The sequence below is a fragment of the Mycobacterium sp. genome, assembly GCF_039583785.1.
Taxonomy (GTDB): Bacteria; Actinomycetota; Actinomycetes; order Mycobacteriales; family Mycobacteriaceae; genus Mycobacterium.
Map to the genome: position 1 here is coordinate 1 of NZ_JAVKSG010000058.1, position 22,577 is coordinate 22,577.

The 22,577-nt window shown below is 67.3% G+C and carries 22 protein-coding genes; 12 read left to right on the plus strand and 10 right to left on the minus strand.

Going from position 1 to position 22,577, the window contains the following annotated elements; translation table 11 throughout:
- Positions 1-606: 606 nt before the first annotated feature.
- Positions 607-1,704 (minus strand): anthranilate phosphoribosyltransferase, encoded by a 1,098-nt coding sequence (gene trpD, locus ABDV69_RS15835; protein WP_343576082.1) that lies wholly within the window; start codon positions 1,702-1,704, stop codon positions 607-609.
- A 134-nt stretch (positions 1,705-1,838) separates the two neighbouring features.
- On the opposite strand from trpD, the gene ABDV69_RS15840 reads away from it, so the two are divergent.
- From ABDV69_RS15840 to ABDV69_RS15855, 4 genes are read left to right on the plus strand one after another with little or no spacing between them, the layout of a single operon-like run.
- Positions 1,839-2,450, plus strand: coding sequence for a heme-copper oxidase subunit III (locus ABDV69_RS15840; protein ID WP_343576041.1), 612 nt, complete (start codon positions 1,839-1,841; stop codon positions 2,448-2,450).
- Between the two features lie 44 nt (positions 2,451-2,494).
- The gene (locus ABDV69_RS15845) at positions 2,495-3,331 is read left to right on the plus strand and encodes a cytochrome c (RefSeq protein WP_343576084.1); all 837 of its coding nucleotides are present in this window, start codon (positions 2,495-2,497) and stop codon (positions 3,329-3,331) included.
- A gap of 49 nt (positions 3,332-3,380) precedes the next feature.
- Positions 3,381-4,550, plus strand: a complete 1,170-nt coding sequence (locus ABDV69_RS15850) for a ubiquinol-cytochrome c reductase iron-sulfur subunit (protein ID WP_343576043.1) — start codon at positions 3,381-3,383, stop codon at positions 4,548-4,550.
- A complete protein-coding gene (locus ABDV69_RS15855) occupies positions 4,547-6,250 on the plus strand; it encodes a cytochrome bc complex cytochrome b subunit (protein ID WP_343576044.1) in 1,704 nt (567 codons plus the stop codon). Before ABDV69_RS15850 ends, ABDV69_RS15855 begins: the two co-directional genes overlap by 4 nt.
- Before the next feature lie 90 nt (positions 6,251-6,340).
- Here the strand turns inward: ABDV69_RS15855 and ABDV69_RS15860 are convergent, their stop codons facing one another.
- The 4 genes from ABDV69_RS15860 to ABDV69_RS15875 form a co-directional block, all read right to left on the minus strand.
- Complete coding sequence (locus ABDV69_RS15860) at positions 6,341-6,967, minus strand: DUF2561 family protein (protein WP_343576045.1); 627 nt, start codon at positions 6,965-6,967, stop codon at positions 6,341-6,343.
- A complete protein-coding gene (locus ABDV69_RS15865; protein WP_343576046.1) occupies positions 6,967-7,881 on the minus strand; it encodes an MmpS family transport accessory protein in 915 nt (304 codons plus the stop codon). Before ABDV69_RS15865 ends, ABDV69_RS15860 begins: the two co-directional genes overlap by 1 nt.
- Before the next feature lie 195 nt (positions 7,882-8,076).
- On the minus strand, positions 8,077-8,496 hold the full coding sequence (locus ABDV69_RS15870) for a cytochrome c oxidase subunit 4 (protein WP_343576049.1): 420 nt from the start codon (positions 8,494-8,496) through the stop codon (positions 8,077-8,079).
- 24 nt (positions 8,497-8,520) lie between these two features.
- Positions 8,521-9,507: a cytochrome c oxidase subunit II gene (locus ABDV69_RS15875; protein WP_343576086.1), complete on the minus strand. Its 987-nt coding sequence runs from the start codon at positions 9,505-9,507 to the stop codon at positions 8,521-8,523.
- A 285-nt stretch (positions 9,508-9,792) separates the two neighbouring features.
- On the opposite strand from ABDV69_RS15875, the gene asnB reads away from it, so the two are divergent.
- The gene (asnB, locus tag ABDV69_RS15880) at positions 9,793-11,751 is read left to right on the plus strand and encodes an asparagine synthase (glutamine-hydrolyzing) (protein ID WP_343576052.1); all 1,959 of its coding nucleotides are present in this window, start codon (positions 9,793-9,795) and stop codon (positions 11,749-11,751) included.
- Positions 11,752-11,820: 69 nt separating this feature from the next.
- Here the strand turns inward: asnB and ABDV69_RS15885 are convergent, their stop codons facing one another.
- A complete protein-coding gene (locus tag ABDV69_RS15885) occupies positions 11,821-12,798 on the minus strand; it encodes a carbohydrate kinase family protein (protein WP_343576054.1) in 978 nt (325 codons plus the stop codon).
- 166 nt (positions 12,799-12,964) lie between these two features.
- Here ABDV69_RS15885 and ABDV69_RS15890 point away from each other — a divergent pair, with 166 nt between their 5' ends.
- Positions 12,965-13,606, plus strand: a complete 642-nt coding sequence (locus tag ABDV69_RS15890) for a hypothetical protein (RefSeq protein WP_343576056.1) — start codon at positions 12,965-12,967, stop codon at positions 13,604-13,606.
- A 15-nt stretch (positions 13,607-13,621) separates the two neighbouring features.
- On the opposite strand, the gene ABDV69_RS15895 is transcribed toward ABDV69_RS15890, so the two are convergent.
- Complete coding sequence (locus ABDV69_RS15895; protein WP_343576059.1) at positions 13,622-13,981, minus strand: iron-sulfur cluster assembly accessory protein; 360 nt, start codon at positions 13,979-13,981, stop codon at positions 13,622-13,624.
- A gap of 92 nt (positions 13,982-14,073) precedes the next feature.
- Positions 14,074-15,144, minus strand: coding sequence for a glycerate kinase (locus ABDV69_RS15900; protein WP_343576062.1), 1,071 nt, complete (start codon positions 15,142-15,144; stop codon positions 14,074-14,076).
- A 74-nt stretch (positions 15,145-15,218) separates the two neighbouring features.
- On the opposite strand from ABDV69_RS15900, the gene ABDV69_RS15905 reads away from it, so the two are divergent.
- Genes ABDV69_RS15905 through ABDV69_RS15920 form a run of 4 tightly spaced genes read left to right on the plus strand, consistent with a single transcriptional unit; the run spans position 15,219 to position 18,250 of the window.
- Positions 15,219-15,878 carry a DUF3043 domain-containing protein gene (locus ABDV69_RS15905; RefSeq protein WP_343576064.1) on the plus strand — a complete coding sequence of 220 codons (660 nt, stop codon included), beginning with the start codon at positions 15,219-15,221 and terminating at the stop codon, positions 15,876-15,878.
- Positions 15,879-15,933: 55 nt separating this feature from the next.
- Positions 15,934-16,470: a bifunctional adenosylcobinamide kinase/adenosylcobinamide-phosphate guanylyltransferase gene (locus ABDV69_RS15910; protein WP_343576066.1), complete on the plus strand. Its 537-nt coding sequence runs from the start codon at positions 15,934-15,936 to the stop codon at positions 16,468-16,470.
- Positions 16,467-17,519, plus strand: a complete 1,053-nt coding sequence (gene cobT, locus ABDV69_RS15915; protein ID WP_343576088.1) for a nicotinate-nucleotide--dimethylbenzimidazole phosphoribosyltransferase — start codon at positions 16,467-16,469, stop codon at positions 17,517-17,519. The genes ABDV69_RS15910 and cobT overlap by 4 nt, the downstream gene beginning before the upstream one ends.
- Positions 17,516-18,250 (plus strand): adenosylcobinamide-GDP ribazoletransferase, encoded by a 735-nt coding sequence (locus tag ABDV69_RS15920; protein WP_343576068.1) that lies wholly within the window; start codon positions 17,516-17,518, stop codon positions 18,248-18,250. Before cobT ends, ABDV69_RS15920 begins: the two co-directional genes overlap by 4 nt.
- Positions 18,251-18,287: 37 nt before the next feature.
- Here ABDV69_RS15920 and ABDV69_RS15925 read toward each other — a convergent pair whose 3' ends face one another.
- Both ABDV69_RS15925 and gcvT read right to left on the minus strand, forming a co-directional pair.
- Complete coding sequence (locus ABDV69_RS15925; RefSeq protein ID WP_343576070.1) at positions 18,288-19,394, minus strand: branched-chain amino acid aminotransferase; 1,107 nt, start codon at positions 19,392-19,394, stop codon at positions 18,288-18,290.
- Between the two features lie 87 nt (positions 19,395-19,481).
- Positions 19,482-20,576, minus strand: coding sequence for a glycine cleavage system aminomethyltransferase GcvT (gene gcvT / locus ABDV69_RS15930; RefSeq protein WP_343576071.1), 1,095 nt, complete (start codon positions 20,574-20,576; stop codon positions 19,482-19,484).
- A gap of 97 nt (positions 20,577-20,673) precedes the next feature.
- On the opposite strand from gcvT, the gene ABDV69_RS15935 reads away from it, so the two are divergent.
- Complete coding sequence (locus ABDV69_RS15935; protein ID WP_343576074.1) at positions 20,674-21,774, plus strand: adenylate/guanylate cyclase domain-containing protein; 1,101 nt, start codon at positions 20,674-20,676, stop codon at positions 21,772-21,774.
- Between the two features lie 240 nt (positions 21,775-22,014).
- The coding region (locus ABDV69_RS15940; protein ID WP_343576075.1) for a M17 family peptidase N-terminal domain-containing protein at positions 22,015-22,577 on the plus strand (563 nt) is incomplete at its 3' end.

A 22,577-nucleotide genomic window follows, 5' to 3' on the forward strand; every position in this document is an offset into this window, starting at 1 on the left:
CGGCGTGAAGTCTCGCCGTGCCCCGCGGCCCGTGACATCACCGCCGCGCAATACGGTCCGCCGGCGATCAGCGCCGCGGCGCTGATCGCCGGCCTGGAGAATGCGACGCTGGCGGCGGCCGCTGGGCGGATCGCCGAGCTCGCCGGTCGGCAGCGCTACGAGAGCGCAGCCCGGCTGCGCGACCACACGGTCGCCGCCATCGAGGTGCTGTGGCGCGGTCAGCGCCTGCGCACGCTGGCCGCGCTGCCGGAGCTGGTGGCCGCCGCCCCGGACGGCGAGGACGGCTGGCAGCTTGCCGTCGTCCGGCACGGCCAGCTCGCCGCTGCCGGGATCGCCCGCCGCGGCGTTCCGCCGATGCCCGTGGTCGAAGCGATCGAGGCTGGGGCGCAGGTGATCCTGCCGCAGCCGGCGCCGCTGGGTGGCGCACTGGTCGAGGAGACGGCGCTGATCGCCCGCTGGCTGTCGGCCCCAGGCGTGCGCATCGTACGGACGAGCGGCGAGCGGGGTTGGTGCTCGCCGCTGCGGTCGGCGGGCCCGTGGGCCACGTGGGCCGCGTCGGCACGCTCGGCACGGGTGGTGGCCGAACAGGCCGTCACCAGCCGCGACTCAGAGCTGCTGACCGAACTGCACCCAACGCGCGAGCAGTTGTTCGGCCGCACCGCTGTCGATCGCCTCGACGGCCCGGCCGAGCCCGTCCTCCCACGCCGGCAGCCACTCGGCGCGGCTGGATAGCCCGGCATGGGCGACTATCGCGCCCGCGGCGTTGAGAATGACGGCGTCACGCACCGGTCCCTTGGCGCCGGCCAGCACCGAGCGGGCCTCCTCGGCGTTGGCAACGGCATCCCCACCCTTCAACTCCTCGAGTTCGGCGCGCGCGAACCCGAAGCCGGCGGGATCGAATTTCAGCTTGTCCACCGTCCCGGCCTGCACCCGCCAGATGGTGCTCGTCGTGGTCGTGGTCAGCTCGTCGAGACCGTCGTCGCCGTGCACCACCAGCACGCTGGACTGGCGCGCGGCGAACACCCCGGCCATCACCTCGGCCAGATCGGCGAATGCGCAGCCGATCAGCCCGGCCCGCGGCCGCCCCGGATTGGTAAGCGGCCCAAGCAAATTGAAGACGGTCGGCACACCGATCTCACGCCGCACCGCCGAGGCATTGCGGTACGACGGATGAAATTGCGGTGCGAAGCAGAAGCCGATCCCGATTTCGGCGACGCTGCGAGCGACATCGTCGGGGTCCAGGTCGATGCGCACACCCAGCGCCTCCAGGGTGTCGGCTCCGCCCGCCAGCGACGACGCCGCCCGGTTGCCGTGTTTAACCACCGGGACACCGCTGGCGGCCACCACGATCGCTGCCATCGTGGACAGGTTGACCGTGCTGACGCCGTCGCCGCCGGTACCGACCACGTCGACGGTGTCGGTCCCGATCTTGTCGGTGCGCAGCCGGCGACCGTGCTGCAGCATCACGTCGGCCAGCTCGGCCACTTCTGCCGAGGTCGGCGCCTTCATCGTGATCGCCACCGCGAAGGCCGCGAGCTGCGCTGGTGTCGCGGATCCGGTCATGATCTGCTCCATGGCCCAACCGGCCTGCCCGCGCGGCAGATCCTGGCCAGCGGTCAAAACCTCCAGGACCCGCGGCCACGACGGCGCCGCTACAGGGGGCCGCTGAGAGGGTCCCGACGATGACGCCGCCACACCGCAGATGGTCCCACGGTGTTGAGTCTGCCGCGGCAACCAGGGTTGCAGCCGAGCGACGCCGGCGGGGCGAGATCAATTCCACACGGCAAATTGCCGCCCCGGGTAGCAGCCGACAACTACAAAGCGTCATACTTGCGGATGTGACGAGTGCGGTAGGAACCTCGGGTACAGCAATCACGGCGCGAGTACATTCGCTCAATCGCCCGAATATGGTCAGTGTTGGCACCATAGTGTGGCTTTCCAGCGAGTTGATGTTCTTTGCTGGATTGTTCGCCTTCTACTTCACGGCGCGGTCGCAGGCGGCGGGCAGCTGGCCGCCGCCCCCGACCGAGCTGAACCTGTACCAGGCGGTGCCGGTCACACTGGTGCTGATTGCGTCGTCGTTCACCTGCCAGATGGGGGTGTTCGCGGCCGAGCGCGGCGACGTGTTCGGGCTGCGCCGCTGGTATCTGCTCACCTTCGCGATGGGGCTGTTCTTCGTTCTCGGGCAGGGCTACGAGTACCTCCACCTCGTGAGCCACGGGACCACGATCCCGAGCAGCGCGTACGGCAGCGTGTTCTACCTGGCCACCGGTTTCCACGGGTTGCACGTCATCGGTGGGTTGATCGCCTTCATCTTCCTGTTGACCCGCACCACGATGAGTAAGTTCACCCCCTCGCAGGCCACCGCGTCGATCGTCGTCTCCTACTACTGGCACTTCGTCGACATCGTCTGGATCGCGCTGTTCGTCACGATCTACTTCATCCGATGAGCAAGTATCCGATGACCAGCAAGGGAAAGAACAGGAGTGCTCGGTTGACGAGACTGGGGTGGGACCGATCGCTGAGTGAGCGGGCGCGCCGTCGCCTGCGCCGCCGGTTGTCGGCCGGACTGCTGCTGGTATTAGCCCTCATGGTGGCCGGCGGACTTGCCGCCGTCCTGACTCCCAGCCCGCAGGTGGCCGTCGCCGACGAGTCGTCGTCGGCGATGCTGCGCAAGGGCAAGCAGCTTTACGAAACCTCGTGCGTGACCTGCCACGGCGCCAACCTGCAGGGTGTGTCGGACCGCGCGCCCAGCCTGATCGGTGTCGGCGAGGCCGCGGTCTACTTCCAGGTGTCGACCGGCCGGATGCCTGCCCGGCGCGGCGAGGCTCAGGCAGAACATCAAGAACAGCCGTCTTTCGACGAATCGCAGATCGACGCGTTGGGCGCCTATGTGCAGGCCAATGGTGGCGGGCCGACCGTGCTGCGTAATCCCGACGGCAGTATCGCGACGACGTCGCTGCGCGGCGGCGATCTAGGCAGAGGCGGTGACCTGTTTCGGTTGAACTGCGCCTCGTGCCACAACTTTACCGGCAAGGGCGGCGCGCTGTCGTCGGGCAAGTACGCTCCCGCCCTGGCGCCGGCCAACGAGCAGCAGATCCTGGCCGCGATGCTGAGCGGGCCGCAGAACATGCCGAAGTTCTCCGACCGTCAGCTCTCGTTCGACGCGAAGAAGGACATCATCGCGTACGTGAAGAATGTGACCGAGGCTCGCAGTCCGGGCGGCAACGGCCTGGGCGGCTTCGGACCCGCACCTGAGGGCATGGTCATCTGGATCGTCGGGATGGTCGCCATCATTGGTGCGGCGCTGTGGATTGGGTCGCGATCATGACACGGGTGGCGACGATTCAGAGCGTAGCGATGAGAAGGAGCGGCGCCCGATGACAAACGAGAGCGGCCAGCCCACCGAGGCCGAACTGAACGCCATGTCGCGCGAGGAGCTTGTGGCGCTCGGCGGCCGGCTCGACGGCGTCGAGACCGTCTTCAAGGAGTCGCGCTGGCCGGTCGAGGGCACCAAAGCCGAGAAGCGTGCCGAGCGTCTGGTGGCCATCTGGCTGCTGCTCGGTGGTTTGCTGGGGCTGGCGCTGCTGTTGGTGTTCCTGTTCTGGCCGTGGCAGTATCAGCCGACCGGATCGTCGGGCAGCCTGGCCTACTCGCTGGCCACCCCGCTCTACGGCCTGACGTTCGGCGGATCGGTACTGTGCATCGCGATCGGGGCGGTGATGTACCAGAAAAAGTTCATCCCCGAAGAGATTTCGATCCAGGACCGCCACTACGGCGCGGCGGGGTCCGCTGAAATCGACCGGAAGACGGTTGCCGCGAACCTGTCCGACGCTTTAGCAGGCTCGGCCCTGCGACGTCGCAAATTGATCGGCCTGTCGCTCGGCGCGGGCCTCGGCGCCTTCGGGCTGGGCACCCTGGTGGCGTTCGTCGGAGGCCTGATCAAGAACCCGTGGAAGCCGGTGATACAGACCGCCGACGGCAAGACGGCCTTGCTATGGACGACGGGCTGGACGCCCCGCTACCACGGCGAGACCATCTTCCTGGCCCGGGCCACCGGGGAGTCGCGTGGCGCACAGTTGGTCAAGATGCGCCCGGAAGACATTGACGCCAGCGGCATGGAAACGGTGTTTCCATGGCGCGAATCCGACGGCGACGGCACCACGGTCGAGTCACGCGAAAAGCTGTTAGACATTTTCAATGGGGTCCGAAACCCGGTGATGCTGATCCGCATCAGAGCCACCGACCTGCCCAAAGTGGTCAAACGCAAGGGGCAGGAGAGCTTCAACTTCGGTGAACTGTTCGCCTACACCAAGGTGTGCTCGCACCTGGGTTGTCCGGCATCGCTGTACGAGCAGCAGGAATACCGCATCCTCTGCCCGTGCCATCAGTCGCAGTTCGACGCCTTGAATTACGCGAAGCCGATATTCGGCCCGGCCGCGCGCGCACTGGCTCAGCTGCCGATAACTATCGACGCCGACGGGTACCTCGTCGCTAACGGAAACTTCATCGAAACCGTCGGTCCGGCATTTTGGGAGCGCACAACATGAGTCCGAAACTGAGTCCACCCAGCATTGCCGACGTGATGGCCGAACAGGGCAACGCGGTCGACTCGCGCTATCACCTGTCGGCTGCCACCCGCCGCCAATTGAACAAGGTGTTCCCTACCCACTGGTCGTTCCTGCTCGGCGAGATCGCGATGTACAGCTTCGTGGTGCTGCTGCTCACCGGGGTGTATTTGACGCTGTTCTTTGATCCGTCCATGCAGGAAGTCACCTACAACGGCGTCTACCAACCTCTGCGTGGTGTGGAGATGTCGAAGGCGTTCGCGTCGACGCTCGACATCAGCTTTGAGATACGCGGCGGGCTGTTCGTCCGCCAGGTTCACCACTGGGCGGCACTGCTCTTCGCGGCGGCAATCATGGTGCACCTGGCCCGGGTCTTCTTCACCGGCGCATTCCGCCGGCCGCGCGAAGCCAACTGGGTGATCGGCTCACTGCTGCTGATTCTGGCGATGTTCGAGGGTTTCTTCGGTTACTCGCTCCCGGACGACCTGTTGTCAGGTACCGGTCTTGAGGCGGCGCTCTCCGGCATCACCCTGGGCATACCCGTGATCGGCACCTGGCTGCATTGGGCCCTGTTCGGAGGCGGTTTCCCGTGTGGCGGCGTCGGCTACAACTGCGCCGAGGGCGGCTACATCATTCCGCGGCTGTACGGCCTGCACATCCTGCTACTGCCGGGCATCATGCTGGCGCTGATCGCGGCTCACCTTGCCTTCGTCTGGTTCCAGAAGCACACTCAATTTCCCGGGCCCGGCCGTACCGAGTCCAATGTCGTCGGCGTCCGCGTCATGCCGATCTTCGCGGTCAAGTCCGGCGCCTTTTTCGCGCTGACGGTCGGATTGCTGGGGCTGATGGGTGGGCTCCTGCAGATCAACCCCATTTGGAACCTCGGGCCGTACACGCCGTCGCAGGTCTCAGCCGGCTCGCAACCCGATTTCTACATGATGTGGACCGACGGCCTGCTCCGCATGTGGCCGGACTGGGAGTTCTACTTCGGCCACCACACCATTCCCCAACCGGTGTGGATCGCTGTTCTGATGGGTCTGGTGTTCGCCTTGCTCATCGTCTACCCGTTCATGGAAAAGCGCTTCAGCGGCGACACCGCTCACCACAACCTGCTGCAGCGACCGCGTGACGTGCCGGTACGCACCTCGGTCGGCGCGATGGCGATCGCGCTCTACATGGTGTTGACCTACGCGTGCATGAACGACATCATCGCGCTGAACTTCCACATCTCGCTGAACGCGACCACGTGGATCGGGCGCATCGGCATGGTGGTGCTGCCGCCGATCGTCTATTTCGTCACCTACCGTTGGTGCATCGCGCTGCAGCGCAGTGACCGCGCCGTCCTCGAGCACGGCATCGAGACGGGCATCATCAAACGTCTGCCGCACGGTGCCTACATCGAGCTGCACCAGCCGCTGGGCCCGGTCGACGACCACGGCCACCCCGTGCCGCTGGAGTACCAGGGCGCTCCGTTGCCGGTGAAGATGAACAAGCTCGGAGCCGGTGGTGCCCCCGGCTCCGGCAGTTTCCTCTATGCCGACCCGGCTTCGGAGGACGCCGCTCTGACCGAAGCGCACCACGCCGCCTCAGCCCGTGCGCTCACCGCGCTGCGGGAACACCAGGACGGCAGCAACGGCAACGGCTCGACCAACGGCAACGGCTCCGCCAACGGCCATCACTGAAACGCTCTGTCGATCGCGGCTTCGGGTAACCGGAGCCGCGATCTTTTTCTAGCTGTTCACGAATACGAATGTGTCCAAGCGGCACCACAATCAAGCGGCGAGCACACCGCGGAGTTGCCGCACTTGCCGCCAGGGCACCAACGGCATCGCCAGCGTAATGGCACCGGCGACGCCATAACTGGTCCACGACAAGCCGTCGTGGCCGATGGCCATCGCATACGTCGCGGTAGCCACCGCAAGCAGCGCCCCGCCCATCGTGCCCATCAGCGCGAGGGTGCCGCGCAGCCAGAAGCGATCGACCTCGGTGTCGGGCAGCGCCGGCCGTTGCGTGGTGATCCGCTCGGTGGCGCCGTGCGCCGTCCCGGCCATCGGCCCCGACCTGATCGACCGTGCGCTCACCGTTCGCGCCGGTGAGCCGACTGAGCGGGCCGCCGGTGTGTCCCGAGTGGTGCGGCGGGCCCGTAGCAGCATCGGAATCGCCGCCAGGATGACCAGCGCGGAGATGATGATGATCGCGTAGAGCACCGATGAGGTGTGCGGGTTGCCCTTCGCGGAGTGAAAGCCTCGCCCCAGGTCCATCAACGCGACGAGCGCGGCGACGCTCATCCCGACCAACGCAAGCCATACGGCCGCGCATGAGCCGATCAGGATGCGGTCGGACGTAGCCGCGGAGACCCTGCCGCGCGCCCGCCAGGCTTGGGAGTACCTGTCAATCATCAGCAGTTGACCTGCGGTTGGTTGTTCTGGTTGGACGACAATACCGTTCCGTCGCTGGCCGTGACCTTGCAGTTGAGCTTGCTCAGCCGCAGCAGGCTGGACGCCTCGATCGAGCCGACGTCGGAGGCCGAGATCGGGGTGAGCGTGATCGTCCACGGGATGTAGACGTTGGACAGCGTCCGTCGCATCCCCGACGCATCGGTGTAGGTGATCGTGATCTGGTCGAACGGCGCCTTGGTGCCGGTCACCGAATACGTGTACTGCTTGGGCCCAGCCGGAGCGGGCGAGGGGGCGGGTGCCGGTGGCGGCGCCGGGGCGGGAGCCGGCGCAGGCGCAGGTGCCGGCGACGGCTCGGGTGCGGGAGCCGGCTCGGGTGCGGGAGCCGGCGGTGGCGGTGGCTCGCTGGACGGCGGAGGCGGTGGAGGCGGCTCGCTCGACGACGGCGGCGCCGGCGGGTGGGTCGTGGTGGTGACGATGATCTCGTCCTGCATCGGCGGCGTCGATGTCGTCGGCGTGCTGGGTGTGGCGAGCTTGTTGGTGTCGGTGCGCGCGAACAGCAGTGACACCGAGACGACGAGGGCAATCGCCGCGACAATAGCGGCGACGCCGACGATCCACGGCCAGCGCGGGGTCTTCACTTCCGGCTCCTCGCCAGGCGCGTCGTCGTATTGGTCGTAGTCGTAGAGGTCGAGGTTGGCGGGCACATACGGTCCGCTGCTGATGTGCTCGGACTCCGGAGCGGAGTAGGCCCGCGAGTAGACATCGGTCTGGCCGGTCGCGACCTCGGCATCGGGATCCCCTGGGCCCACACCGAAATCGCTGTCGCCACCCTCGAGGTCGCTGCCGCTGTGGCCGGCCTCGACGCCGAGTCCGAGTTCTTCGGACTCCGGCCCTGGTGGATTCGGCCCGCTCATGATCGTCTGTCCTGTTCGACTACTTCACCGGCGTACGCAGCACCACGGTCGCGGTGTCGGACGCGCGCTCCGATATTCCTCAATATGCCTGGCGAAAACCCTACCCAACGAGATCTCGCGCGAGATTCCGGGCGACCCGGTCACGGATCAACTGACGCCCGGATTGTGACCTGAAGGCCGGCCTACCGGTGCGTCTCAGTGCTTCTCGGGACCCACATAGTACTCGAAGACCAACCCGGCCACCGAACTCAGGATGAACACCACTCCGGCGCCGATCAGCCACGGCAGCCACATGGCGATGCCGACCGCCGTCACCGAACCGGACAGCGCGATCAGGATCGGCCACCAGCTGTGCGGGCTGAAGAAACCCAGCTCCCCTGCGCCGTCGCTGATCTCGGCACCCTCGTAGTCCTCCGGCCGGGTGTCGAGCCGACGGGCCACGAACCGAAAAAACGTCGCGACGATCAGCGCCAGGCCGCTGGTCAGCGCGAGCGCCGTGGTTCCGGCCCACTCGATGCCGCCGGTGGCGAACAGGCTGGTCAGCACGCCGTAAAGGACCGTGCAGAAGATGAAGAACGCCGCGATGAACTCGAACAACCTGGCTTCGATATGCATTGGCCTACTCTCTTACGGGAGGTCCTACTTACTCGCCTGCGGCACCAGCTCGCCGCGGCGGGTGTCGAACGGATGAGTAGTGACTGCGAACGGGGACTGCGCGATCGCCTGCAACGCCTGCGCGTTGGTCTTGCCGGCGATCCGCTGTTGCAGGTAGGCCTTGAAGTCGTTGGGCTGCACCACCCGGACCTCGAAGTTCATCATCGAGTGATAGGTGCCGCATAACTCCGCGCAGCGACCCACGAACGCCCCGGTCCGGTCGATCTTAGCGACCTGGAAGCGGTTGACCGAGTTGTTGGCCGCCGGATGCGGCAGCACGTCGCGCTTGAACAGGAACTCCGGCACCCAGAAACTATGGATCACGTCGGCCGAGGCCAGCACGAACTCGATCCGCTTGCCGACGGGCAGCACCAGCACCGGGATCTCCGTGCTGGTCCCGATCGTCTCGACCTTGTCGAAGTTGAGATAGGTGCGGTCTTCGGTGTTGAGCCCGCGGATCGGGCCGACCAACTCCTCGCCGTGGGAGTCTTTGCCCTCGGGCTTGGACGTCATGGCCGCCTTGCGGGCCGCGTCGGCTCCGTCGTAGCGGAGCGTGCCGTCCTTGAAGTCGACCTTCTGGTAGCCGAACTTCCAGTTCCACTGGAACGCCGTCACATCGATGACGACCTCAGGGTCGGACGCCAGGTGCATCACCTTCTCCTGCACCACCACGGTGAAGTAGAACAGCACCGAGACGATCAGAAACGGAATCACGGTGAGCACCAGCTCCAGCGGCATGTTGTAACCGAACTGGCGGGGCAGCTCGGTGTCGGTCGCCTTCTTGCGATGGAAGGCCATCGACCAGAACATCGTGCCCCACACCATGAAGCCGACTGTCAGCGACGCGATCACCGCGGCGACCCACAGCTGCCGGTTGGCATCGGCCTCCGGGGTGATGCCCCGCGGCCAGCCCAACGCCATGGCCTCGGTAAAGCTGCAGCCGCTCAGGCTCACCGCGAGCAAGCCCAGCATGCCGACGATCGCCGGCTTACGAAGCCTGTGGAAACCTGACGATTGGCTGTTCAACAAGCCCTGCGAAGAGCCTGGCCCGCGAGATGTCACGGTCGCGCCTCCTGAGAATCACAAGCTGGACCGACGTCGCGCATCCCCCGGTCGAGGGTACTGTCGGCTGACTCGCACGTCGAATACTACGCAGCGTAGACCACGCACGCAGCGGAGCCGAGTGCAGGCCCGCCACTTTCGCGCCGCCGCTTGCGGCATCCATCAGCGGCCGCCGCTTGCGGCATACTGACGGCGATGTGTGGACTGCTGGCCTTCGTGGCTGCCCCGCCCGGCGACGAGCCGAACGGCAGCGCGCACGCCACCGCCCAGGCCATCGCGCAGGCGTCGCGTCTGATGCGCCACCGCGGTCCGGACGAGCCGGGCACTTGGGCCGACCCGGCCAGTTCAGTCGTATTCGGCTTCAACCGGCTGTCGATCATCGACATCGCGCATTCGCATCAGCCGCTGTGCTGGGGTCCACCGGAAACCCCGGACCGCTACGAATTGGTGTTCAACGGCGAGATCTACAACTACCTGGAGTTGCGCGCGGAGCTCGCCGAACGACATGGCGCCGTGTTCGCCACCGACGGCGACGGCGAGGCCATCGTCGCCGCGTACCACTACTGGGGCGCCGACGCGCTGCCGCGCCTGCGAGGCATGTTCGCCTTCGCGCTGTGGGACACCGTTGCCGGCGAATTGGTCTGCGCCCGTGACCCTTTCGGCATCAAACCGCTGTTCATGGCGAGCGGACCCGGTGGCACCGCGATGGCCAGCGAGAAGAAGTGCCTGCTGGACCTGGCCGATCTGGTGGGATTCGACACCGGGCTTGCCGGGATCGACCGCCGCGCCGTCCAGCACTACACCGTGCTGCAGTACGTGCCCGAACCCGAGACGCTGCATCGCGGGGTGCGCCGGCTGGAATCGGGCTGTTATGCCCGCATCCGCCCCGGCCGGCAACCGGAGACCACCCGCTACTTCGTCCCACGCTTCCACACGGTGCCGTTCTCGAAGAGCACCGAGCAGGCCCGCTACGACGAGATCACCGCGGTCCTGGAGGACTCGGTGGCTAAGCACATGCGGGCCGACGTCACCGTCGGTTCGTTCCTGTCCGGGGGCATCGACTCGACAGCGATCGCGGCATTGGCCATCCGGCACAACCCGCGGCTGATCACCTTCACCACCGGCTTCGAGCGTGAGGGATTCTCCGAGGTCGACGTCGCGGTGGCGTCGGCCGAGGCGATCGGTGCTCGCCACATCGCCAAAGTCGTCTCCCCCGACGAGTTCGTCGAGGCCTTGCCCGAAATCGTCTGGTACCTCGACGAACCGGTAGCCGACCCGGCGCTGGTCCCGCTGTTCTTCGTCGCCCGCGAGGCACGCAAGCACGTCAAGGTAGTGCTGTCCGGCGAGGGCGCCGACGAACTGTTCGGCGGCTACACGATTTATCGGGAACCGTTGTCGTTGAAGCCTTTTGACTATCTTCCCCGGCCGCTTCGGCGCTCGATGGGCAAGGTGTCCAAGCCGCTTCCGGAGGGCATGCGCGGCAAGAGCCTGCTGCATCGCGGATCGCTGACGCTCGAAGAGCGCTACTACGGCAACGCCCGTAGCTTCTCCGACGCGCAACTGCGCGACGTGCTGACCGGATTCCGTCCGGAATGGACCCACATCGACATCACCGCACCGTTCTACGCTCAATCAGCCGACTGGGACCCGGTTGCGCGGATGCAGCACCTCGACCTGTTCACCTGGCTGCGCGGCGACATCCTGGTCAAGGCCGACAAGATGACCATGGCCAACTCGCTGGAATTGCGGGTGCCGTTCCTGGACCCCGAAGTTTTCGCCGTCGCGTCCCGATTGCCGGTGGACGCCAAGATCACCCGCACCACCACCAAGTACGCGCTGCGCCGCGCACTGGAGCCGATCGTCCCGCCGCACGTGCTCAATCGGCCGAAACTCGGTTTCCCGGTGCCGATCCGGCATTGGCTGCGCGCCGGCCCGCTGCTGGAGTGGGCGCACCAGACGATCGACGCGTCGGCGACCGACTACCTGATCGACCGCGCGGCCGTTCGGCGAATGCTCGACGAACACCGTTGCGGCACAGCCGATCACAGCCGCAGGCTGTGGACCGTGCTGATTTTCATGCTGTGGCACGCGATCTTCGTCGAGCACCGGGTGGTGCCGCAGATCAGCGAGCCGGTGTATCCCGTCGAGCTCTGACCGCGAGCAGACGCAGAATCGCACGGAAAATGGTTCTCGAGCGCGATTCTGCGTCTGCTCGTCCAAGCGCTAAGCCAGGATGGCCGCGATTTCGTCGGCGGCGTCGTCGCCGTAGGCGTCCGCCAACCGGGTCTTGGCGGCCGCGGCGTCCCACGTCCATTCCTGGGTGCCGGTCGACTCCAGCACCAGCACCGCGACCAGCGAGCCCAGCTGCGCCGAGCGCTCCAGGCTCAGGCCGCCGCTGCGACCGGTGAGGAAGCCGGCCCGGAAGGCGTCACCGACACCGGTGGGGTCGGTGAGGCTGGTTTCGGGCACCACACCGACGTGCACGCATCCGCCGTCGCGGTCGACGATGTCGACGCCCTTGGCGCCCAGCGTGGTGACCCGCAGGCCGACCTTGCCCATCACGTCGGCCTCTGACCAGCCGGTCTTGGACTGCAGCAGTTCCCACTCGTAGTCGTTGGTGAACAGGTACTCCGCGCCGTCGACGAGCTTGTCGATCTCCTCGCCGGACAGCCGGGGCAGCTGCTGCGACGGGTCGGCGGCAAACGGCAGGCCGAGCTTGCGGCACTCCTCGGTGTGCACCACCATTGCGGCCGGGTCGTTGGCGCCGATGATCACCAGGTCCGGCTTGCCGAGCGAGGAGACGAGGTCGGCGAGCTTGATGTTGCCGGCCTCGGACATCGCACCCGGGTAGAACGACGCGATCTGCGCCATGTCCTCGTCGGTGGTACAGACGAAACGTGCGGTGTGAGCGGACTTCGAGATCAACACGTGGTCGGTGTTGACGCCGTGCGACTGCAGCCATTTGCCGTAGTCGCCGACGAAATCGTCACCGGCCGCCCCGACCAGCGCCACGTCGCCACCGAGCACACCGATGGCGAACGCGATGTTGCCGGCGACGCCGCCGCGGTGGATCACCAGGTCGTCGACCAGGAAGCTCAGCGACACCTTCTGCAGGTGATCGGCCAGCAGGTGTTCGGAGAATCGACCCGGAAACCGCATCAAATTGTCAGTGGCAATAGAACCGGTTACCGCGATCGTCACGAAACTCCACCCCTTCACATCCTCAGTTTGGCTATCGAAGCCTACCCGTGACCGTGGTCGGCTCTACATCGCGGGCAGACGCCCGCTAGCCTCCGTAGGAGAACCTCGCTGCGGCCTGACGCATCCTTTTAGGCCCTGCGGCTGTGCTACCCGAGGAGACCCGTTTATGTCCGGTCCGTACTCGTCGGACCACCGTATGGGCTCCGACGGACCGCCGTTGGGCGACACGCATCCCAGCCAGCCCATCCCAGCCCGGCCGGGGTATCCGCCACCGCCGCCGGCGATGGCGTATCCGGGCCCGCCGCCGGTGCCGCTGCCGAAGCCTCGTCGGCCCCGATTGCTCGTGGGCGGCGGTGTTGCGCTGCTCGTCGTCGCAACTGTGATCACCGCAGTCGTGTACAGCACGCACCGTGCTCCGGTGGCCGCGCGTGGCGCATTCTCCGATGCGACCGCCGCCACCGCGATCCAGGGCTACCTCGACGCGTTGCAACACCGCGACACCGAGGCCATCGCCCGCAACACGCTCTGCGGCATCTACGACGCCGTCCGGGACCGCCGATCCGACCAGGCGCTGGCCAGACTCAGCAGCGATGCGTTTCGCAAGCAGTTCTCCGAGGCCCAGGTGACGTCGATCGACAAGATCGTCTACTGGTCGGACTATCAGGCGCAGGTGTTGTTCACCATGCGCGTGCAGCCGGCAACCGGCAGCAGTACGCGCAGCGAGGTGCAGGGCGTCGCGCAGCTGATCAGCCAGCACAATCACATATTGGTGTGCTCCTACGTGCTACACAGCGTGGGAGTGTACTGAGCCACTGGTCCAGCGTCAGTTGAAGGAGTCGCCGCAGGCGCAGGAGCCCGTCGCGTTCGGGTTGTCGATGGTGAAACCCTGCTTTTCGATGGTGTCGACGAAGTCAATCGAGGCGCCTTGGACGTACGGCGCGCTCATCCGGTCGACGGTCAATCTCACCCCGCCGAAGTCGGCGGTGAGGTCACCGTCGAGCGCGCGATCGTCGAAGAACAGGTTGTAACGCAGGCCGGCGCATCCCCCGGGCTGGACCGCGATCCGCAGCGACAGGTCGTCGCGCCCTTCCTGGTCCAACAGTGACTTAGCCTTGGCTGCTGCGGCATCGGTCAAGATCACGCCGTGCGTGGTGGCGGCGGTTGACTCGTCCTGAACAGTCATTGCTTCTCCTGAGTAAGTTCTTGTGTCCTGGTGGGTTCGGTCGAGCGATTCGACCCGCCTCCTCAAAGGTACCGCAGGCGGCGCACTATTCGTCAGAGTCGTGCCGCGACGTCGGCGGCCAGTCCGATCAGCTGGTTGGCGGCATCGGCCAGGGCCAGTCGCACCGAACCGGCGTGATCGGAGACACCGGCGGCGCCCAGAATGCCCGCAGATCGGAAGGTCGCCTCGTCCAGCGCGACCTGACCGGCCAGCACCACCACCGGCACCTGCGACGTTCCTGCCAGCGTTCCGACCACCTTGCCGCGCAGCGACTGCTCGTCGAACCTGCCCTCCCCGGTGATCACCAGGTCGGTGACGGCGAGGTGAGCGGCCAGGCCGGTGTGCTCGGCGACGATCGATGCGCCCGACTGGCAGCATCCGCCCAACGCGAGCAGTGCCGCTCCGATCCCACCGGCGGCTCCTGCGCCCGGCTGCGCGCTGACAGGCCGTCCGGCGGCGGAGTCCAGCTGGCCGGCCCACTGCTTGAGGCGGTCCTCGAGCGCGGCCACAGTGCCCGGATCCGCCCCCTTCTGCGGGCCAAACACCCGGGCCGCTCCCCAGGGCCCCAGCAGCGGATATTCGACATCGCAGGCGGCCACCAGCTGCACTCCGTCGAGGAGTCGCTGCGCGGAGGGAAGGCCGCCGAGCTCCGCGATCAGCCCGAGACCACCGTCGGTGCAGGCGGACCCACCCAACCCGACCACGATGCGGGTGGCACCCGCGTCCAGGGCCGTCGCGATCAGCTGACCGACTCCGCGGCTGTGCGCCGCGAGTGCGGTCTGCGGTGTCGGCGGACCGCCCAGCAGCGCCAGTCCGCAGGCCTGCGCGCATTCCAAGAAGGCCGTCTGCGACGCCGGTTCGAGCAGCCACTCGGCGCGCACGTCATCGGTCAGCGGGCCGCAGACCTGCCGCTGACGCCGCTCCCCCAACCGGCTGGCCAGCACGTCGACAAACCCCGGGCCGCCATCGGACTGCGGCGCGACGACGATGCGATCGCCCGGACGTACCCGGTTCCAGCCCGCCGCGATGGCCGCCGCCGCCTGGACCGCGGTCAAGGTGTCGCCGAAGCTGTCCGGCGCGATGAGCAGTCGCATAGCCGGCGCAGGGTGTACCGGCCTACTCATCTCAGCAACAGTAGGGCCCGAGCACGATCCCGGCCGTTTTCCAGACGTGTCCGCCGCGAAGTAACCTGGCGGGCGTGAAACTGCTGGGCCGTAACAAGGACGAGGACCGCGGCGACGCCACGCCGACGGCCGAGGTCGTCGGAGCGCCGGCGCCTCGCACCGCGCAGGGCACCGCTCCCAAAGGGCGGCCCACGCCGCGACGCGATGCGGGGCGTAAAGGCCCGGTCGCGCCGGCGCCGATGACGTCCGCGGAGGCCCGGGCCCGGCGGAAGTCGTTGGCCGGGCCCAAACTCAGCCGCGAGGAACGCAAACAGCAGAGTTCGGCACGGCGTGCCCAGATGGCCGAGCGCCGCGAGCGCATGATGAACGGCGACGAGCGCTACCTGCTGTCCCGCGACCAGGGGTCCGTGCGCCGGTACGTCCGCGACATCGTCGACGCCCGTCGCAACGTGCTCGGCCTGTTCATGCCGTCGGCCCTTGGACTGATGTTTTTCATGTTCGCCGTCCCCCAGCTTCAGCTCTACGTGTCGCCCGCGATGCTGTTGTTGATGCTCGTGATGGCGCTCGACGGGCTGATCCTCGGCCGCAAGGTCGTCCGCAAAGTCGACGAGAAGTTCCCCGAGGACACCGAAACCCGTTGGAAGCTAGGGCTTTATGCGGCCAGCCGGGCCTCCCAGATGCGCCGGATGCGGGCACCGCGACCCCAGGTCAAGCACGGCGCCAGTGTCGAGTAGGCCGCCGCGGATGAAGCCCGCACACGGCGACCCGCTGCGGGACGATTGATCCACGGTGCGAACCTTGGTGCTCGGCGGAATCAGGTCGGGAAAGTCCCGGTGGGCGGAAGCCGCCATCACCGAGTCGCTGGCGACGGACCAGACCGTGCACTACCTGGCGACCGGAAAGGCCGGCGACTCCGATCCGGTGTGGCGACAGCGCATCGCCGAGCATCGCGATCGCCGGCCACCGCACTGGCACACGGTCGAAACCGACGATGTCGCCGGCCAATTGCGACGATCACCGGACACCGCGACGCTGGTCGACGACATCGGCGGCTGGCTGACCGCCACGCTCGATCGGCGGCAGGCCTGGGAAGGCGAGCCGATATCGGCTGACCTCGACGAACTGACAAGCGCCGTTTCATGTTTCAGTTCGCCGCTGGTCCTGGTCAGCCCGGAGGTCGGCCTGACAGTCCATGCCGGCAGCACGTCGGCCCGCCGGTTCACCGACGAGCTGGGCTCGCTCAATCAGCGGTTGGCCGTGGTCTGCGACCGGGTAGTGCTGGTGGTGGCCGGCCATCCGCTGCCGATCAAGTTGCCCAGGACCTGACGATGTTTTCACCGGTCGCACCGCCCGATACGGCCGCCGCGGCGGCAGCTCGCGCGCGCCAAGACACCCTCACCAAGCCGCGCGGCGCGCTGGGCCGCCTCGAAGATCTGTCCGCATGGGTATCGTCGTGCCAAGGGCAATGCCCACCAAAGCAATTCGAGCGTGCCCGGATCGTCGTGTTCGCCGGCGACCACGGCGTCGCGCGATCCGGGGTATCGGCGTATCCGCCTGAAGTCACCGCGCAGATGGTCGCGAACATTGCGGCCGGGGGCGCGGCGATCAACGTGCTCGCCGATATCGCCGGGGCGAGTGTGCGGGTCGTCGACCTCGCCGTGGACGCCGACCCACTGTCTGCTCAGATCGGTGCCCACAAAGTGCGACGAAGCAGTGGTGACATCGCCACCGAGGATGCGCTCACCGAACAGCAGGCCCGCGACGCAATTGACGCCGGCCGCCAGATCGCCGACCAAGAGGTCGACGGGGGCGCCGATCTGCTGATCGCGGGTGACATGGGCATCGGCAACACCACTGCAGCAACAGCTTTGGTCGCAGCGCTGACGGGCGTCGAGCCGGTCGCCGCGGTCGGTTACGGGACCGGCATCGACGACGCCGGATGGGCCCGCAAAACCGCCGCGGTGCGCGACGCGATGTTTCGGGCCGAGCACGTGCTGGCCAATCCGGTGGCGACGCTGCAGTGTTGCGGCGGCGCCGATCTGGCCGGTATCGCCGGCTTCTGCGCCCAGGCGGCCCAGCGGCGGACCCCGGTGCTGCTCGACGGCATGGTGGTGACGGCCGCCGCGTTGATCGCCGAGCAACTGGCGCCGGGCGCCCGGCTGTGGTGGCAGGCCGGTCATTTGTCGACCGAGCCGGCGCACGCGCTCGCGCTGGCTCAACTCGGCCTGGACCCGATCGTCGACCTGCGGATGCGACTCGGCGAAGGCAGCGGGGCCGCGGTGGCATTGCCGGTGCTGCGGGCCGCGGTGGCCACGCTGGCATCGATGGCGACGTTCGCCGACGCCAACGTCACCGACCGCCCTCCTGCATCGTGATCGATTCGCTGGCAGCGGCTTTCGCGTTCGAAACCGTCGTGCCGATGCCGGGACAGCGGCCGTTCGGCCGCGGCGCGATGTCCGCGCTTCCGGTGGTCGGCGCAGTGCTCGGTGCGCTGGTCGCCGCGGTCATGTGGGCCGGCTGGTGGGCGTTCGGTGCGGCAAATCCGCTGACCGGTGTGCTCGGCGTGACCGCAGTGCTGGCGGCAACCCGCGGCCTGCACATCGACGGTGTGGCCGACACCGCCGACGGGCTCGGCTGCTACGGGCCGCCCGAGCGCGCGCTGACAGTGATGCGCGACGGGTCGACCGGGCCATTCGGCGTGGCCGCCATCGTGCTGGTGATCGCCATTCAGGGACTGGCGTTTTCGACGCTGCAACCGGGCGGGATCGTAGTCGCGGTGTGCGCGGGCCGGGTGGCTGCGGTGCTGGCCTGTCGCCGCGGCATGTCGGCCGCACCCGGCAGCATGCTGGGCGCTCGAGTCGTCGGCAGCCAGCCCACGCCGGTGGTCGCGGCCTGGGTGGCCGTGCTGCTGACCGCCTCGTCGGCCGCCGGTCGACACCCCTGGCACGGGCCGGTCGCGGTGCTGGCCGCCCTGATCGCGTCGCTGATTCTGGTGCGGCACTGCGTACGACGTTTCGGCGGCGTCAGCGGTGACGTACTGGGCGCCGCAATGGAATTGACCACGACCGTGACTGCGTTGACGCTGGCCGCCGCGACGCGGTTCTGACCGCGAACCCGCGGGCTGGAATCGGACCAGACTGCCCTCAGCCCAGCCGTGACATCCAGCCGTGGGTGTCGGCGAAGGTGCCGCGCTGGATGCCGGTGAGCGTATCGCGCAGCGCCATCGTCACCTCGCCGGATTCACCCTCGCCGATGGTGAATTCATCCTCTCCGTATTTCACCCGCGACACCGGTGTGATGACCGCAGCGGTTCCGCAGGCGAACACCTCGGTGATTTCGCCGTCGGCGGCTTTCTTCTGCCATTCTTCCATGTCGATCTTGCGCTCTTCGACGGCGAAACCTGCGTCAGTTGCCAACTGCAGCAATGAATCTCGCGTTATGCCCGGTAGCAGCGAACCGGACAGCTCAGGTGTGACCAGGCGCGCCGACCCACCGCTGCCGAACACGAAGAACAGGTTCATCCCGCCCATCTCTTCGATGTAGCGACGCTCGACGGCATCCAGCCACACCACCTGTTCGCAGCCATGCTCAGCGGCTTCGGCTTGGGCCACCAGCGACGCGGCATAGTTGCCACCGAACTTCGCGGCACCGGTGCCACCCGGGCTGGCCCGAACGTAATCCGTTGATATCCAGACGGTTACCGGCTTGATGCCGTTCTTGAAGTAAGCCCCTGCAGGCGAGCCGATCACCATGAAGCGGTACAGCTTGGCCGGGCGCACCCCCAATCCCGGCTCGGTGGCGAAGATGAACGGCCGCAGATACAGCGACTCCTCGCCGCCCGCCGGCGGCACCCAGACGTCGTCGACGGCGATCAGTTGTCGCAGCGATTCCAGGAACAGCTCGTCGGGCAATTCGGGTATCGCGATCCGCTGGGCTGAGTTCCGCAGCCGCGCGGCGTTGGCGTCGGCGCGAAACGACACGATGGACCCGTCCGCCCAGCGATAGGCCTTGAGTCCTTCGAAGATTTCCTGCGCGTAGTGCAACACGATCGCCGACGGGTCCAGCTCGATCGGCCCGTACGCACCGACCCGCGCGTCGTGCCAACCCCGCTCCTCGGAGTAGTCGATCGACACCATGTGGTCGGTGTGATATCTGCCGAAGCCTGGGTCGGCGAGGATCGCTTGGCGCGCGTCGTCACTGGCCGGGTTTGCGGTGCGCGACACCGTGAACTCGAGGACGTCGCCGGTCATGTGCGCCACTCCTGCTGGCCTTTCCGGATCGCGCTGCCCTGTCGATGGTCGTCGGCGCGGGTCATCAGGCGATTGTATAACCGGTCACTAGCGAGTTTTCGCTTCGACAAACGGGGGCTTGACGACTTCGCACTCGATACCGCGGCCGCGGACCTCGACATTGACGTGCCGGCCGTCCTCGATACCCGCGTCGACGTCGATGAGCGCCAACGCAATACCGACCTTCAGCGTCGGGGAAAACGTGCCAGACGTGGTGACGCCGACAACTGCGTCCCCGTCGAGAACGTTCAGGTCGGGCCGAAGCACCCCGCGGCCCACCGCCCGCAAACCTCGCAGCAGCCGCTGCGGGCCGGCTGCCCTCTCCGCCAGCAGCGCGTCGCGGCCGAAGAACGCGTCCTTCTTCCAGCCGATCGCCCAGCCGCACCGGGCCTGCAGCGGTGAGATGTCCGCCGAGAGTTCGTGACCGTGCAGCGGATAGCCCATCTCGGTGCGCAGCGTGTCACGCGCGCCGAGACCGGCCAGCTGCCCGTCGGCTCGCTCGACCGCGGCCAGCAGTGCGTCGAACACCACCCCCGCGGAGTCCCAGGGCGGCAGCAGCTCGTAGCCGTGCTCGCCGGTGTATCCGCTGCGGCACACCCGCACCGGCACGCCGTCGGATTCGGCGTCGGCGTAGCCCATGTAGTCCATGTCGGTCGGCAACCCGAGTCCGGTGAGCACGTCCGTTGACCGCGGGCCCTGCACGGCGAGCACAGCATGGCACCGGTGCTCGTCGGTGATGGCGATTCCTTCGGGCGCAGCATCTTTCAGGGCAGCGACGACGGCAGCGGTGTTGGCGGCGTTGGGCACCAGGAAGATTTCGTCGGGCCCGACGTAATAGGCGATCAGGTCATCGATGACACCGCCGGATTCGTTGCAGCACAACGTGTATTGGGCCTTGCCCGGCCCAATACGGTCGAGGTCGTTGGTGAGCGCCGAATTGACGAACGCGGCGGCGCCGGGACCCTTGACCAATGCCTTGCCCAGGTGGCTCACGTCGAACAGACCTACGGCGTTGCGGGTCGCGGTGTGCTCGGCGACGGTACCGGCATACGACACCGGCATCAGCCAGCCGCCGAACTCGGCGAAGCTTGCGCCCAGCTCGCGATGGCGGTCGTCCAGCGGTCCGCGCAACACTTCGGTCATCGGCGCTGCTCCTCCCCATCGCTTCGCTCGGCATCGTCGCCAGCGCGCCTCGTCGACATTTCACCCTAATGCGGGTCATCACTGGCAGACTTGACCGGTGGTCGATTCCCTGGACTTCGAGGCCATCCAGGCCGCCGGAATCGCTGATCCGCGGGCGCGCGCGGACCTGCTGGAATACCTGGCGGACCTCGGTTTCACCGTCGACGACATGGCCGAGGCCGAGCGTCGCGGCCGGCTGTTCGGACTCGCCGGCGACGCTCTGCTGCAATCGGGGCGGCAGACCCATACGCTGCGCACCGCCGCGGAGTCGATCGGCGTGCCGGTCGCCCATATCGAATACGCCTGGTCCATGCTCGGGCTCACCGTCGAAGACTCCGACACACCGGCGTTGAGCCAGGCGGATGTCGACGGCCTAGCCACCTGGGTCGAGTTGCGGACGCACATGGGCCAGAACGCCGCAGACGGCTTTCTGCGGGTCCTGGGAGCCACCGTCGCCCGGTTGGCCGATGCGGCATCAACGATGATTCGGAACAGCGTCCCCGGGCTCTGGCTCGGTCACACCAACGACGAACTCACTACCGCTCTTGCCTATCGGCAAGCCGCGCACTTCGTTCCCCGCCTGGGCGCGATGATCGACGCCGCCCATCGCCATCATCTGGTCAGCACGCGGACCTTCATCGAAGGCGTGGAAGTCGGTCCGTCGGCGACTGTGATGTGCGGCGTCGGGTTCGCAGACCTGTCGGGCTTCACCGCGCTGACCCAAACGCTGACACCGGCCGAACTGTCCGTGATGCTGGCCGAATTCGCCGCCACCGTCAGCGATGTGGTGCATGCCGACGGCGGCCGGGTGGTGAAGTTCCTTGGCGATGCCGTGATGTGGGTCAGTCAGAAGCCGGATCGCCTGGCCAAGGCGGCGTTCGACCTCGTCGACCATCCGCGCGCACACCAGGCCGGTCTGCAAGTGCGCGCCGGCCTGGGCTACGGCCCGACTGTGACCCTGAACGGCGATTACTTCGGCAACGCGGTCAACCTGGCCGCCCGCCTGGTCGCCGCCGCGGCGCCAGGCCAGATCCTGGCCGCAGCCGAAGTATTGGAGCAGCTGCCGAATTGGGCAGCCGTCGAACAGGAACCATTGCAGCTCAAAGGTTTCGACACTCCGGTGATCGCCTACGAGCTGGTCCGCTCAGGCTCTGCATAAGCGACCTCGACACCGGTCCGCGGCGACCGCGCCGAGCTCTGGGCCACCAGGAGAGCGGCAAATATCGCCATTCGCCGTCACGCCTCGGTCGGGCCAGTGTCTCGTGCGCCGGCTCGTGCGCCGTCCACGCGATTGCGGTCCACTATCGATGTGTCGAAGCCCGTCCACAAAAGGCAGGAATCGGCGAGTTGTCCCGCCGGCGGCGGGCGACCGAATACCACGATCGTTAGGGTTGAATTCGTGAGCACCCAACCCGGATACCTGGCCCCTGCTGTCGCCGTCGCAACTTCGCTGCCCCGCCGCGGCGCCAAATCGGCGGTGCTGATCGTCCCCGTGCTGTCGTCCGGCCCCGAGGACGTCAACGACGAACCGGGCGCCGTCGTCGCCGACGCGCACTCACTGCTGCCGAAAGACGCGGTCACCGAAATCGAGGACGGCTTGCGGGCACTGCGCGCCACCGGCGCCGTCGAGCAAGTACACCGACTGGTGGTGAAGTCGTTGCCGGTGGCCAGCGTGCTCACGATCGGGCTCGGCAAGCCGCGTGACGAGTTTCCGGCCGACCTGATCCGCCGCGCGGCCGGCTCGGCGGCGCGCGCACTCGGCGGTGCCGAAGCCGCGATCACCACGCTGGGCGCGTTGTCGGGCGAGGGTACGCTGGAGGCCGCCGTGGAAGGGCTGATTCTCGGCAGCTACCGGTTCACCGCTTTCCGCACCGACAGGACGGCCCCTAAAGACCCCGGCCTACGCACGATCACGGTGCTGTCCGCCGACAAAGCCGCCAACGCTCAGGCCGCGCACGCGAC

Excerpts from the sequence above, each read along its gene's own strand:
- ABDV69_RS15855 (WP_343576044.1), top strand. The coding sequence starts at position 4,547 with ATGAGTCCGAAACTGAGTCCACCCAGCATTGCCGACGTGATGGCCGAA.
- ABDV69_RS15900 (WP_343576062.1), bottom strand. The coding sequence starts at position 15,144 with ATGAGTAGGCCGGTACACCCTGCGCCGGCTATGCGACTGCTCATCGCG.
- ABDV69_RS15890 (WP_343576056.1), top strand. The coding sequence starts at position 12,965 with ATGTCCGGTCCGTACTCGTCGGACCACCGTATGGGCTCCGACGGACCG.
- ABDV69_RS15870 (WP_343576049.1), bottom strand. The coding sequence starts at position 8,496 with ATGCATATCGAAGCCAGGTTGTTCGAGTTCATCGCGGCGTTCTTCATC.
- ABDV69_RS15875 (WP_343576086.1), bottom strand. The coding sequence starts at position 9,507 with ATGCTGGGCTTGCTCGCGGTGAGCCTGAGCGGCTGCAGCTTTACCGAG.
- asnB (WP_343576052.1), top strand. The coding sequence starts at position 9,793 with ATGTGTGGACTGCTGGCCTTCGTGGCTGCCCCGCCCGGCGACGAGCCG.
- ABDV69_RS15860 (WP_343576045.1), bottom strand. The coding sequence starts at position 6,967 with ATGATTGACAGGTACTCCCAAGCCTGGCGGGCGCGCGGCAGGGTCTCC.
- gcvT (WP_343576071.1), bottom strand. The coding sequence starts at position 20,576 with ATGACCGAAGTGTTGCGCGGACCGCTGGACGACCGCCATCGCGAGCTG.
- ABDV69_RS15895 (WP_343576059.1), bottom strand. The coding sequence starts at position 13,981 with ATGACTGTTCAGGACGAGTCAACCGCCGCCACCACGCACGGCGTGATC.
- ABDV69_RS15865 (WP_343576046.1), bottom strand. The coding sequence starts at position 7,881 with ATGAGCGGGCCGAATCCACCAGGGCCGGAGTCCGAAGAACTCGGACTC.
- ABDV69_RS15925 (WP_343576070.1), bottom strand. The coding sequence starts at position 19,394 with ATGACCGGCGACGTCCTCGAGTTCACGGTGTCGCGCACCGCAAACCCG.
- ABDV69_RS15850 (WP_343576043.1), top strand. The coding sequence starts at position 3,381 with ATGACAAACGAGAGCGGCCAGCCCACCGAGGCCGAACTGAACGCCATG.